We start from the raw sequence: 13,522 nt of genomic DNA on the forward strand, positions 1-13,522 counted from the left end.
TAAATTAGAAAGAAATGATTCGATTGCAAAGTGAAATATTGTTTTGAAATGTTTGGAGTGAAAAGAATCACAGATTCTATCGGATTTAATATCTGAAACAGTCAACCGTATGATCGTTTACCATTCCCACAGCCTGCATAAAAGCATAACAGATTGTTGAGCCGACGAATTTGAATCCTCTCTTTTTGAGATCTTTACTCATAGCATCAGATTCTTTCGTCTTGGGTGGGATTTCTTTAAGAGACTTCCAATTATTTTTTATCGGTTTGCCATTTACAAATTGCCAGATATATTTGTCAAATGAGCCGAATTCTTTTTGCAGTTCAAGAAAAAGCTTCGCGTTCAGAATTGTTGATGCAATTTTCAACTTGTTGCGGACAATTCCCTCATTTTGTAAAAGCTGTTCAACTTTTTTTGAATCATATTTTGCAATTTTCTTTACATCGAATTTTGAAAATGCTTTCCTGTAGTTTTCTCTTTTACGAAGAATAGTAATCCAGCTTAATCCTGCCTGTGCACCTTCAAGTATTAACATCTCAAAAAGTTTTTGATCATCATGAACCGGCACGCCCCACTCTTCATCGTGATATTTTTTATAGAGAGGATCATTTCCCGCCCATTGGCATCGTTGTTTCATTCTATTTCCTTTTTTAATGAATTAGTGACTGTTATTTGTTATCAGTTATCGGCTATAAATGACTAATTTTTCTGATAACCGACAACCGATTACCGATAACTATTTTACCCAAACCGTTTTAATATTTACAAATTCTTTAATTCCATAATGCGATAGTTCCCTTCCGTAGCCGGAATTTTTTATACCGCCGAAAGGAAGACGCGGATCAGACTTAACCATTCCATTTATGAATACCGAACCGCTTTCAATTTTACCGGCAATTACTTTGGCTTTTTCCAAGTTCTCAGTCCAAAGCGAAGCACCTAATCCAAAAGACGAATCGTTTGCAATGCGGATCGCATCTTCTTCATTTACGGCTTTTATTAGTGAAGCAACAGGACCAAATATTTCATCATCATAAGCAGGAGAACCGGGTAAAACATTTGAAAGAATTGTCGGTTCGTAGAAGTATCCTTCTCTTTGGATTCTTTTTCCGCCGCACAATACAATTGCTCCTTTAGCTGCCGATTCTTTTACCTGCTCATCGAGTTCATTCAACAAATCTTCACGTGCAATTGGACCAAGTTCGGTTTCTTTATTCATCGGATCGCCGACCTTTACTTTTTTCATCAACTCAACGAATTTTTTTTCAAATTCTTTATAAATTTTTTCAACAACAATAAATCTTTTGGCGGCAATACAGCTTTGTCCGTTATTTACAATTCTAGCCGATACGGCAGTTTTTACTGCTTCATCAATATTTGCATCTTCAAGAACAATGAAGGGATCGCTGCCGCCTAATTCCATGACCGTTTTTTTTAATTTTGCACCGCATGCTTTTGCTACTTCCATTCCTGCAGGCTCGCTTCCGGTTAAAGTGGCAGCTTTAACTTTCGGATGAGCAATAATATTCTTAACTAAGGATGAGCCGATAAGAATTGTTTTAAAAGTATTTTGAGGAAATCCGGCTTTTGTAAAGATCTCTTCAATTGCAAGCGCGCTCATCGGGACATTAGAAGCATGTTTTAAAATTCCAACATTCCCTGCCATTAATGCAGGAGCTGCAAACCGGAACACCTGCCAGAACGGAAAATTCCACGGCATAACAGCAAGCACCACTCCAATTGGATCAAAGCAAATAAAGCTTTCTGAGGCATCTGTCTGAACAATCTCTCTGTCTAGAATTCTTTCCGCATTATCTGCATAATAATCACAAGCCCATGCACACTTTTCAACTTCCGCAATTGCTTGAGTTATTGGCTTTCCCATTTCGAGAGTAAGAATTTTTCCGTAATGCTCTTTCCGATCTCTTAGAATCTGCGCGGCTTTCTTCATTAATTTTGATCGTGTCGAAAAGCCTGTTTCCCGCCATTTAAGAAATGCTTCGTGTGCTTTTTCAATCGACTCATAAACTTCCAGGATAGATTGTTCCCGGAATGTTCTTTCAATTTTTCCGGTAGCCGGATTAATTGCTTGAATAGCCATTAATGCTCCATGTCATAATTAAATTTTTGTTAAATGTGATTTACATTTCGACAAAGCAAAAAAATTTTATTATGTTTCTATTGAAATTACTAAGAAATCATTTCACAATAAAATATTGTTCTTTATGGCAAAAATTTACCCGAAGACTTTTGTCCTCGACACAAACGTCATCCTTCATGATCCAACTTGTATTAATCACTTTCAAGAAAACAATATTATTATTCCTCTTTCCGTAATTGAAGAACTTGATCACTTCAAGCGCGGGAATCAAGTTATAAATCTTAATGCCCGGGAGTTTGCCAGGACGCTTGATTCAATTGCCGGCAATGAAGTTTTCAATGGCGGTGTTCCGCTGGGAAAAGGAAAAGGAAAAGTAAGAATTGTAATAACGAAAGGACTCTCGGCTGAAATTCATGACGTATTCCGGGAAGACAATGTTGATCACCGGGTTTTAAGTGCCGCAGTAGAAGTATCAAAGGAAAATAAGGGAAAAAGTAAAACAATACTTGTAAGCAAAGATGTCAATCTCAGAATGAAGGCTAAAGCGCTCGGAATTCCGGCAGAAGACTACTCAACCGATCGCGTTACAAATGTTGAAGAACTTTACAGCGGTAAAACTATCATCGAAGATTTTGATGACGATGTATTGCAAAAACTTTATCAGCCGCCATTCGAAGTCGTCTCAAAACAGATTATAAAGAAAAATAAAATTGAAGCTGTTCCCAATAAATATTTTATAATGCGTAATTCATCTCGGTCGGTGCTTGCATCACTTAATAACGAAATGGATAAGTTTAAACGCGTTGATAAACAATTTGTTTACGGAATTAAACCTCGCAACGCAGAACAAACATTTGCCGTAGACGCTCTTTGCAATTCCGATATACCGCTTGTTTCTATGACCGGCAAAGCGGGCACCGGAAAAACATTGCTGGCACTTGCATGTGCGCTTCAAGTAAGAAAAAATTACCGTCAGATTTACATTGCGCGCCCGGTTGTTCCATTGAGTAATAAAGATTTGGGATTTCTTCCGGGTGATGTGGAGAGTAAGCTCGCTCCTTACATGCAGCCTCTTTGGGATAATTTAAAAATCATTCAAGATCAATTTCCGGAAACCGATAAAAATCATCAGACCATTAACGCATTACTCAAAGATGAAAAACTTGTTATTGAACCGTTGAGCTATATACGCGGAAGAAGTTTGCAGAGAATTTATTTCATTGTTGATGAAGCACAAAACCTTACACCGCATGAAATAAAAACAATAATTACTCGTGCCGGCGAAGGTGCAAAGATTGTATTAACCGGGGATATCTATCAGATTGATCATCCGTATCTTGATTCACAATCAAACGGTCTTTCATATTTGATTGATCATTTTATGGGTCAAAAACTTTACGCTCATATTAATCTTGAAAAAGGAGAACGTTCTGAATTGGCGGAATTAGCCAGCAATCTTTTATAAATTCAACTTGATTTCTCAATTGTATGGTTTGCTTCTTTAGAATGATGTCGCTAAGTTTTCGGCGGTAATCAATCTAACTTAGTGTATGCAAAATAATTTTTACTTCTTTTTTCTCACCATTACGACTTTATGTCACCGCGAAAATTATAATGAAAGATTTTTTATTTAAATCATTTGAAGAGATGACCGATAAGGATTATGAAACTGTTGGTTTCAAATCTGGACTTGAAATTCATCAACAATTACTAACGACAAAAAAACTTTTCTGCAGATGTCCCGCCGGAAAATACAGCGAGAGATATGATGCGGAAATTTTACGTCATATGCGCCCAACTCTTTCTGAACTCGGCGAATATGACGGCACCGCATTGATGGAATTCAAGACAAAAAAAGATATTCTTTACCGTATCAACCGGGAAAGTGTTTGTACTTATGAAATGGACGATACCCCTCCCTTTTTAATTAATGATGACGCTTTGGATATTGCCTTACGGTGCGGAATATTGTTTGATTGTTCAATCGTCGATGAATTGCATATCGCAAGAAAACAATATTTAGACGGAAGTATTCCAACCGGATTTCAGCGTACCGCAATCTTTGCTCTCGATGGAAAAATTCCATACAAGAATAGACAAATAGATATTGTGCAAATGTCAATCGAAGAAGATTCGTGCCGTGAGGTTTCAGATGCCGGACATTTACGGGTTTACAGAACCGACCGGCTTGGTATGCCGCTCATTGAAACTGTAACCGGACCGAATATGCGCACTCCAGTTGAAGTTGCTGAAGTTGCGGAGATCTGCGCAGATCTTGTTCGAAGTACCGGAAATGTTAGACGCGGTATCGGCGCCGCCCGCGAAGATGTGAACGTGAGTGTTGAAGGCGGAACACGAATTGAAATTAAAGGCGTACCGAAGATTGGAAGAATTCCGCATCTTACTTACAACGAAGCAATGCGCCAATGGAATCTCTTACGTTTGCGTGAAGAACTCCACAAAAGAGGAATTACTAAAGAAACATTCGATTCAAAAGTCGGCGACATAACACGAATCGTTAAAAAAGCTCACTACCAACCGATCAGAACTGCAACCGAACAAGGAATGGTTGTCAAGTGTGTTGTGCTGGGGAAATTTGCCGGACTGCTTCGCTGGCAGACACAAACGGATACTTATTTCTCAAAAGAAATTTCTGACCGAGTGAGAGTTATTGCTTGCTTAACAAATATTCCAAACATTATTCACTCCGATAGCAAGGGCGATACATTAACTTCTGCAGATTGGCAGAACATTAAGCGAGCCGTTGGTGCCGTTGATGATGACACTATGATTCTTGTTTGGGGAAGTGAAATTGACACGGAGATGGCATCAAAAGAAATTATCATTCGCGCGAGAGAAGCTACCATTGGTGTTCCCTCGGAAACACGGCAAGCACTGCGTGATGGAACTAACGGCTTCGAAAGAATTTTACCCGGCGCAGACAGAATGTATCCCGATACCGATTTGCCGCCCACAAGAATTACTGAAGAGCGATTGAAAAAACTTCGAGTAAATCTTCCTGAACAATTTTGGAAAAGAGAAAAATGGTACCGGGAACTTAAGATTCCGGAAGACACAATTCGTCCTCTTTCAATTTCAAAATTTGCAAAACTGTTCAAGTCGTTGGTGAATGATTGGAATATTGATCCGACATTAGCCGCGGTTGTATTAATACAGTTTCCGAAACGGTTGAAAAAGAAAGGCGTCAATGTTAAAATTCTTGATGAAGAAATTATGAGGGAAATTTTCAAATCGTATAAAGATAAATTGCTCTCACGTGATGGAATTCTAATTGCAATGAAGAAATCAATTGAGAAAGGGAATTTTTATCAGGAGTTATTACCAAGACAAATATCAGCAGTGGAACTCGAAGAAGTTATTTCCGAAACAAATGATGAACTGACCAAAGAAAAATTGTTTAATAATGAAAAACGAAAAGAAGTCTTACTCGGTTCGGTGATGAGCAAAGTTCGGATGATTGTTGAAGGAAAAATCGTAGCTGAAAAATTAAAATAAAAGATTTTTGTGTCACTTCGTGACTTGGAGTCTTAGTGGCATATCATTCGCCACAAAATCACAAAGACACAAAGAAGCGCAAAAAGGAATTATATGGCAGATGATAATTACAAAGGTTACCGGGGGAATGCACTTTCGGTTTTAAAAAATTTTGATGCGCTTGTATGGAGCGATGTTGAAATAACAACTACGAAAGGAAATTACAAAGGCATTATACTTCCCCGTTCGGAAACAGCAGATCCCTTTCACATTGTTATTAAAATGCCGATCGGTTATAACATTGGTGTTGCGGCGGATTTGGTAACTGATATAAAAATCAATGGAAGAAAAGAAGCACATTATAAAATTCCGGAAAAGGAGTTTCCATACGAGCCAAATAAACCAAGAGTAAAACTACTCGGAACCGGCGGTACAATTGCAAGCCGTTTGGATTATAGAACCGGCGCAGTTATTCCAGCTTTCTCTCCCGGAGAACTTTACGGCTCTGTACCGGAACTTGCAGATTATTGCAATCTGGAAACAGAAAAACTATACGGCGTCTTCAGTGAGAATATGGGACCCGATCAATGGAAAGGAACTGCAGAGGCGATTGGAAGAGAAATTGAAAAAGGCGTTGATGGAATTGTAATTGGTCATGGAACGGATACGATGCATCACACGGCAGCGGTTCTTTCGTTTATGGTACAAAATTCTCCAGTGCCAATTGTTATGGTTGGTTCGCAAAGATCGAGCGACCGTCCTTCATCAGATGCCGCGCTGAATTTAATGCACAGCGTTAAGACCGCAGCGGAGAGCGATATTGCGGAAGTTATGGTTTGTATGTTCGGACCGACATCGGATTATTACGGATTGCTTCATAGAGGGACCCGCGTTCGAAAGATGCATTCTAGTTATCGCTCTACGTTCAGAACTATCGGTGATATCCCGATTGCAAAAGTAAGTAGAGATGAAATCACTCCACTTCGACAAGATTACAAACGCCGGCGTAAAGACCGGAATGTAAAAATCAATACAGCATTCGAAGAGAAAGTAAGCATTGTTTATTATTATCCTAACATGAAGCCGGATATAATTGAGTCACTTATTGATAATGACTATAAAGGAATTGTAATTGCAGGTACCGGATTAGGTCATGTAAACAAACCGCTCTACCCCGCGCTCAAACGCGCTCATGAAAAAGGAATTTCAATTTATATGACCGTGCAAACACTTTGGGGTTATGTACAAATGTATGTTTATGATACCGGTCGCGATATGATGGAACTCGGTGTAATTCCCGGAGAAAATATGCTGCCGGAGGTTGCTTATATGAAATTGTGCTGGGCATTGGGACAAACAACCGATCAGCAAAAAGTAAAAGAGATTATGCTCACATCGATTGCCGGAGAGATTACAGAACGTGAGCCGAGCAACGGTTATTTAATTTACCAGGGCGGCTTGCCGGAAGTGGAAGAATTTATTTCAAAATACGTGAAATGATTTTTTTTGAACTCTCAGGCACTTAGGAACTCAGGTACTTCTTATAAATATCAACGTTCAATTTTCGGTGGATGTAATTGTTGAATGCTTGTATAATAGCACAACAAATTTTTGATCGGACTATGATATGAACACTTTAATTAACCAACAGACACTTCCCTCTATAATAGAGATGGAAAGAGCATATAAAAAAAGCGACGGAACTTACGACGGGATTTTTTATCTCGCTGTCAGAAGCACAGGAATATTCTGCCGTCCTTCATGTTCTGCAAGAAAACCATTACCACAGAATGTTGAATATTTTCCTTCAGCGCGTGAAGCCGTATTCGCGGGATACCGTCCGTGTAAAAGATGCCGTCCGTTGGAAGCGCATGGGACACCGCCGGATTGGGTTTCAAAACTACTCAGTATAATTGAGACCGATCCTACCGCGCGATATAATGACCAGTTTCTCCGTTCAATTGAAATTGATCCGGCTCGTGCGCGAAGATATTTTTTGAAAAACTACGGAATGACTTTTCAAGCATATTGCCGAGGAAGACGGTTGGGAATTTCTTTCGAGCAAATTAAAAACGGAATAGATCTTGATGATGTAGCACTTGGACACGGGTATGAATCACACAGCGGATTCCGAGACGCATTTGTAAAAACTTTCGGCAAACCTCCGGGAAAAAGTAAAACTAGCGATTGTATCTTAACCGCTTGGATTGAGAGTCCAATGGGACCATTGGTAACGGCTGCAACCGATAAGGGAATTTGTCTTTTAGAGTTTTCTGACAGAAGAATGCTTGATGCTCAATTTACTACATTGAGAAAATTATTCAAGTCTCCGATCGTTCCTGGAGAGAACAAACACATTATTCTTCTCCGCAAAGAATTGAAAAAATATTTTGAAGGAACTCTTAAACAATTTACCGTGCCGATTGTATTTCCCGGAAGCCAATTCCAGCAGAAAGTATGGAATGAGTTATTAAAAATCCCATCCGGAAAAACTGTTTCTTACGAGGAGATCGCAATAAAGGTCGGAACTCCAAAAGCTCAACGTGCAGTTGGGCATGCAAACGGGTTAAACAGAATCGCTATTGTTATTCCTTGTCACCGCGTAGTTAATAAGAATGGAAATCTCGGCGGATACGGCGGAGGACTCTGGCGTAAGCAGCGATTGCTTGAACTTGAGAAGCAAGTTAAAGAGTGATTGGTTGTTGGTGATTAGTGATTAGAAAAGTTTATGCTGCTTTTTTCAATTTAGGCATTTGACTCCAAGTTTTACCTTTAAGGAGTCTTCCATTTTTCTTTTTATTGACTCCGCCCCATTGCTTAAAGAAGAATGGTACTTTGGATTCTTTACAAATATCTCTAATTCTTAAAACCCAACTCTCTTCCATAGGACGAGCACCGGGACCAGATTCTCCACCGACTATTACCCAATTAATATTTGTAAGGTCGAGGCTATTAATTGGACCTATTAATGGTTCAATAGACAAAAATTTTGTATCTGCATTAGTTTCTCGAAGATGATCTATTCTATAAGTGTAATCTTGATTTTCCACACTGACACCCATCCATATATTTTCACTCCACGGAATTATCGGATCAAGTTTCAGTAAAATATCGGAACGCTTTGTTAAAACCTGAAAGCGGTGCCAGCTCGCTTTGTTCATAACTTCAAAAGTGTTCAATAAAAAATTAATTGGTACATCTTTGTGGAAAAGATCACTCATTGAATTAACAAAAATCGTTTGCGGTTTTTTCCAAGTAAGCGGCAGTTCGAGAGCGTGTTCTTGAAGTGTTAGCTTAAAACCATTTTGGTAATTTTCTGAGCCCATAGCTTTGAGCCGCTTTGCCATTCTCTCAGCATAACAAAACTTACAACCCGGACTTATTTTATTGCATCCGGTAACCGGGTTCCATGTTGATTCTGTCCATTCTATTGATGATTTGAGTGCCATTAATTCTACTTTCCAAAAATAATTATTGTCCCGTCTGGGAATGTTCCTTTTTTTCTTTTACTCCCATCTTTTTTCAAAGTTTCAACAGTAATTATAGAGGATTCTTCTCCCAGTTTCAATGCACCAGTCAGATGTTTGTCAATGAAAGGTGTCGCCTCTTGTACATATTTTCTTACTTCGATTACATCAATTTTTTGTGATGAAAATTTCGTTTTTATTTCTTGAAGTAATAAATCAAAATTGTCTTTCCTAAATAGTATTACTTGGTGCTGATCTGTAGCATCAGAGAATTTATAATCTCCTTCAGCATCAACTTTCCACATCGCCTCTTTCATTTTTAAATGACCCAGTTTGTTTTTCGAAGCAAAAAATAAATAGTATATCGTCTTATCATTTTTATCACACATTTCAAAATATCTTACAAAATCAACCAACCCTTCTAATTGTTTCTGATAAAGATTTTGGAGATCCTTAATTCTATTAGCGGAAAAGGAAACAATTCTACTTGCCTCATCACTTCCAAAAGCCTCATTAATATGGTCTCCTGCCCCATATGTGTCAATAAATCTATTAATAGAGTCAACCATAAAAGTTATCAGGACTTCCACTTTTGGAATACTCAACAATCTCCTTACAACGCTAAATGGAATTCCGGAAAATCCAAATGGATCAATAAATACGAATGTCGGTGCTAATAATTTATTTTCAGAATCTAATTTTTCTAATAAAAATCCAATGACTTCATGAAATTTTCCCATGATAACATTCACATGAATGTTACTCGGTAAATCAATTTTTTTTATTTCCCCATTCAAATGTTCAACTCTATCAATTCGTTCTTCAATACATAAAATATTTATTTCTTTTTTATATTCAGTAATATGGTTCCTTATTACATCTATTACTATTAAAGGGGAGCCTGGTTCGCCTTTTGAGTATCTACCTGGTCCAGAGAATCCATCTATATAGTTTAACTTATCATTATATTTACTGATTATTGGATACCAGGCCTTCAAATAATTTTCTAAAATTTTGTGCTTAGCTAAGGTGTGTGGTTCGATTTCCCATAAAGTTTCTTTCGGTGTTGCCATAATATCCCCATGTTTAGACTTTATAATAACAATTTAAAGCATTCCCTTTATCATTGCAACTAATAACCGACCACTGATAACCAATAACTGATTAAAATTTCCACCTCGAATCAATTGCAACTGTAACTCTCTTTGCGGAATTTGGAACTACAACAGATTCAAAATCCGGTGTTCCGAAATTCATTTCGAGAAATCCGAAATCAAATCCGCAACCCAATCCCCAATTGAATTTATCAAATCCACCGAATGAAAGACCAGTTCTCAATGCAAAAAATCCTAAAACCCAATCTGCACCAACTGATACTCTTGGTTTTTTGGAGTTGCGCGGCTGATCATTAAATCCTTGATTGTAATCAAAAGCCAGCAATAAATTATTAAGCTGCATTGAAGCACCGAGATGCAGAGCAGTCGCAAGCTGTGTGGTGAATTCGCTTATATATTTTCCATTATCTTTTCCAACGAGCGCTTTCACCAAAGAGTCGCGCTGACTTTGGCTTGAAAGATCATCTAAATAGATAGGCGAGTTGGATGAATATTGAGCGGCGTTTTTATTCCATTTAACACTTCCAATATCTGTAATTGAAAAACCGAAAGACCAGACATCATTCAATTTTGCATTCAATCCAAAATCAAGTCCCAAACCGTTTCCAGCCGGAGTTGGGAATGGGGTAAAATTAAAATCTTTTTTTACAGTTGTGCTTTTATCGAAGTCATATTTCACATTGAAGTCCGGCGAGAATGCGGCATATGCTAAAAAATCTCCCTTACCCGTTATAATATTTCCCGCACCGGTTGTTAATTGAGTATTTACATGCTCGGTTCCAACATAAGCAAAACCTTGAATTATATTGAATGAAACTCCGACAGAAATTTTTTGAAATACCGGTAATATGTTTATGCTGCGCGCGTAAGAGAGAGAGTATTTACGAAGCCACCACGCTTTTAATTTGGTATCGTTAAAATTATAAAGTTGATTTACTGGATTTCCATCTAAAGCAATGGATACTAGTCCTTTAGGAATAGTTACGTTTGAAGAAAAAACATCTCCCATTGAGAATGAAATTGTTCCGAATGCATTGCTTGGTTTAATGGAGATTGCAAAATATTGTAATTGAATATCGCTTGTTACCGCTCCGCCGTCGGCGAATAAGTTTTTCAATCTGCTCTTATCGGCATCGGTTAAATATCTACCTACATTCTTTCCTTCTGCGTCTTTTGTTTTAGTTCCGAAAAAATAATTGTATTCATCAATTGTCATAAAATTTGTTCCGACACTTCCCGATAGATTTGGAAGCGGAAACGAAATAACAAATTCTACGTGCTTTAAAGAATCGCTGAATAAATTCGCTGGATTACTACCGATCGCGCGTAATCCGAATGATGAAGTTACGCTTGTCTTTCCCATTGCCGCAGAACGTGCATCCGCTATCCCGATTGAGCCGCTTGCCTGTGGAAATATTTTCAAAGTAAATACGAATGCGATAACAAAAATTATTTTATACGCTTTCATTTAGAGTTCCCCTTTGGATTAATGTGATAATTAGTTGAACCGGAAGCGAGGAACTTAATGGTATTATCAGTTTTGAATCGTACTGATTGATTTCCAGAACCAGCCGTATTTAATTTGATTCTAACACGCATGTAGTAAGCATTCGCGATTTTATCAATTTCGCTCTTAAGGGTTTTTACGGTAACGGTTTGTGTTGTGTTGGAGACAACATTTCCATTTGCATCAACACCGGCACCGCTTACATTAACAACCGTATCTTGATCCTGGTACTTTGGGGGAAAATAAGTTAAAAAATTGTTGTTCTGATCATACAGCTTTGCTGTAAAACTTAAGGCTGCAGGAATTCCATTTGTTATAGTCACTGATGCACCAAGAGAATTTACATCTTTTATTTTATCCCGGTCATCATTTTTAAAATCTACTTTTACAGAATCTGCAAATTCTCCGCCGCTCAATCCGAACTCAAACGGGAATTCCATTTTACTGCTTACAATCAACTGGTCGTTGCCTGTAACACTAATTATTTTATTATTCGGATTAGCAATTCCTCCTACATAAACTACAATGGAATCCGGAAGCTGAGAAAAATTTCTAAAGAAATTACTTACACTATCTGCGTTGAATGTAATAACTGAATCTGCTTGCGTAATAAGTGTTCTATCCAAAGTTCTCGAACTCAAAGTCATAACGCTCCTCTGCCCAATCGAATTTCGGGCTTCAACGGAACCGTTAATGCTAAATTCAACATTAGCAGTTAATCTCAAATGCAGTTCTATTTTCGGATTTTTCAAGTTGATCTGCTGGAACTTCAATTTATTTTGAATGTCCTTCACATCAAGCGCAACAGCACTTCTCGTTGCCTCAAAGACAGTTGGCTTTAACTGCCCTGTATATTCTGAAACTTTGAGGTCATGAAACTTCGCTTTTATTGTCAAAGATTTTTGAGGTAAAGTAATTTGCTGTCCGTTGCTTCCGGTTGATGAAATTTTGGATTCCAGTGTCAACTGGTTTTTTACTCTTATTCCCTGAACTATTGGAATTGATGTTCGAGTTACCGATTGCAAAGGAAGAATATCAATTGGTCCCGCCAACTGAGCAATTATTTCTCCGCTTCCGGCATTTTTAAGTACAATATTTCTAAGAGTTACCTTTACCGGTGAAGGGAAATAATTAGTGATTGTTAAATCAATAGATCCCGATGCAATCTTTACAATCTGAAATTGATCTGCTAAACTAAAATTTCCGGACATATTTGTTTCGGGAAGTGCCGGTAATACGATTTGCATTCCGGGACTTACCGGAGGATTAATCCACGAAAGATCGATATCTGTTTGAATTGAATCGGAGCTGATGCTAATTGTTCCCGGGACAGGATTAGAAGAAGGATCCGGTTTGAGTTTATCACCAAGCGTTATATTATCCACCTGCTGCACGCTGGAATAATAAAGCAAATTTTGATTCGCACCGTTAGTATAGTGCTGGATCTGACTTGATTTATTCTCAACAATATCTAACATAGTATAACTTTTATTTGCGATTGGAATGTTTAAAGAGACATCCCAATTCGGCGCTGTTGGTTCTTTAATATCGCATGACTGAACCAGCGCGAGAAGAGATAAAAGAATTGCCGAATAGAATATTGGATAATATTTTCGATTAAAATTCATTTTTTGTCCTTCTGATTAATAAGTACTTATAAGTTTAATTGAACTTAGATATTTATTTCTGCTTCGGCAAGGAGGTAAAACACATTTTGATGATTAGTTCTCTGCTTCCGGAAACAAGTATTTGCACCCGACGATATATATTTACAGACAAAATCCCGTTTTAACATTTCTTAACTAAATAGAATAATTTATTCTTTTCATTAGTACTG

Annotated in this window: 10 protein-coding genes; 4 read left to right on the forward strand and 6 right to left on the reverse strand. The window is 37.8% G+C overall.

All coding sequences use genetic code 11. The annotated features are described in order from the left end of the window. Positions 1-85: 85 nt before the first annotated feature. Positions 86-637 (reverse strand): DNA-3-methyladenine glycosylase I, encoded by a 552-nt coding sequence (locus tag NTX65_08425; GenBank protein ID MCX6169351.1) that lies wholly within the window; start codon positions 635-637, stop codon positions 86-88. A 99-nt stretch (positions 638-736) separates the two neighbouring features. Beyond that, positions 737-2,101: an NAD-dependent succinate-semialdehyde dehydrogenase gene (locus NTX65_08430; GenBank protein ID MCX6169352.1), complete on the reverse strand. Its 1,365-nt coding sequence runs from the start codon at positions 2,099-2,101 to the stop codon at positions 737-739. Between the two features lie 124 nt (positions 2,102-2,225). Between NTX65_08430 and NTX65_08435 the strand changes: the two genes are divergently transcribed. From NTX65_08435 to NTX65_08450, 4 genes are all read left to right on the forward strand, one after another. Next, complete coding sequence (locus tag NTX65_08435; GenBank protein MCX6169353.1) at positions 2,226-3,566, forward strand: PhoH family protein; 1,341 nt, start codon at positions 2,226-2,228, stop codon at positions 3,564-3,566. Between the two features lie 149 nt (positions 3,567-3,715). Continuing rightward, complete coding sequence (gene gatE, locus NTX65_08440; protein ID MCX6169354.1) at positions 3,716-5,617, forward strand: Glu-tRNA(Gln) amidotransferase subunit GatE; 1,902 nt, start codon at positions 3,716-3,718, stop codon at positions 5,615-5,617. A 93-nt stretch (positions 5,618-5,710) separates the two neighbouring features. Then, positions 5,711-7,096, forward strand: a complete 1,386-nt coding sequence (gene gatD, locus NTX65_08445) for a Glu-tRNA(Gln) amidotransferase subunit GatD (protein MCX6169355.1) — start codon at positions 5,711-5,713, stop codon at positions 7,094-7,096. 127 nt (positions 7,097-7,223) lie between these two features. Then, positions 7,224-8,291, forward strand: coding sequence for a methylated-DNA--[protein]-cysteine S-methyltransferase (locus tag NTX65_08450; protein MCX6169356.1), 1,068 nt, complete (start codon positions 7,224-7,226; stop codon positions 8,289-8,291). A gap of 31 nt (positions 8,292-8,322) precedes the next feature. On the opposite strand, the gene NTX65_08455 is transcribed toward NTX65_08450, so the two are convergent. The 4 genes from NTX65_08455 to NTX65_08470 form a co-directional block, all read right to left on the reverse strand. After that, entirely contained in the window at positions 8,323-9,045 is a 723-nt protein-coding gene (locus tag NTX65_08455; protein MCX6169357.1) for a phage Gp37/Gp68 family protein, read from the reverse strand. Between the two features lie 5 nt (positions 9,046-9,050). Next, entirely contained in the window at positions 9,051-10,136 is a 1,086-nt protein-coding gene (locus tag NTX65_08460) for a three-Cys-motif partner protein TcmP (protein MCX6169358.1), read from the reverse strand. Between the two features lie 91 nt (positions 10,137-10,227). Further along, positions 10,228-11,646, reverse strand: a complete 1,419-nt coding sequence (locus NTX65_08465) for a DUF5723 family protein (GenBank protein MCX6169359.1) — start codon at positions 11,644-11,646, stop codon at positions 10,228-10,230. After that, on the reverse strand, positions 11,643-13,313 hold the full coding sequence (locus NTX65_08470; GenBank protein MCX6169360.1) for a hypothetical protein: 1,671 nt from the start codon (positions 13,311-13,313) through the stop codon (positions 11,643-11,645). Before NTX65_08470 ends, NTX65_08465 begins: the two co-directional genes overlap by 4 nt. Positions 13,314-13,522 lie beyond the last annotated feature (209 nt).

The sequence above is a fragment of the Ignavibacteriales bacterium genome (genome assembly GCA_026390795.1).
Taxonomy (GTDB): domain Bacteria; phylum Bacteroidota; class Ignavibacteria; order Ignavibacteriales; family Melioribacteraceae; genus Fen-1258.

Bases quoted from the DNA above. Each gene is read 5' to 3' on its own strand.
- NTX65_08425 (MCX6169351.1), bottom strand. From the start codon at position 637: ATGAAACAACGATGCCAATGGGCGGGAAATGATCCTCTCTATAAAAAA.
- NTX65_08430 (MCX6169352.1), bottom strand. From the start codon at position 2,101: ATGGCTATTCAAGCAATTAATCCGGCTACCGGAAAAATTGAAAGAACA.
- NTX65_08435 (MCX6169353.1), top strand. From the start codon at position 2,226: ATGGCAAAAATTTACCCGAAGACTTTTGTCCTCGACACAAACGTCATC.
- gatE (MCX6169354.1), top strand. From the start codon at position 3,716: ATGAAAGATTTTTTATTTAAATCATTTGAAGAGATGACCGATAAGGAT.
- gatD (MCX6169355.1), top strand. From the start codon at position 5,711: ATGGCAGATGATAATTACAAAGGTTACCGGGGGAATGCACTTTCGGTT.
- NTX65_08450 (MCX6169356.1), top strand. From the start codon at position 7,224: ATGAACACTTTAATTAACCAACAGACACTTCCCTCTATAATAGAGATG.
- NTX65_08455 (MCX6169357.1), bottom strand. From the start codon at position 9,045: ATGGCACTCAAATCATCAATAGAATGGACAGAATCAACATGGAACCCG.
- NTX65_08460 (MCX6169358.1), bottom strand. From the start codon at position 10,136: ATGGCAACACCGAAAGAAACTTTATGGGAAATCGAACCACACACCTTA.
- NTX65_08465 (MCX6169359.1), bottom strand. From the start codon at position 11,646: ATGAAAGCGTATAAAATAATTTTTGTTATCGCATTCGTATTTACTTTG.
- NTX65_08470 (MCX6169360.1), bottom strand. From the start codon at position 13,313: ATGAATTTTAATCGAAAATATTATCCAATATTCTATTCGGCAATTCTT.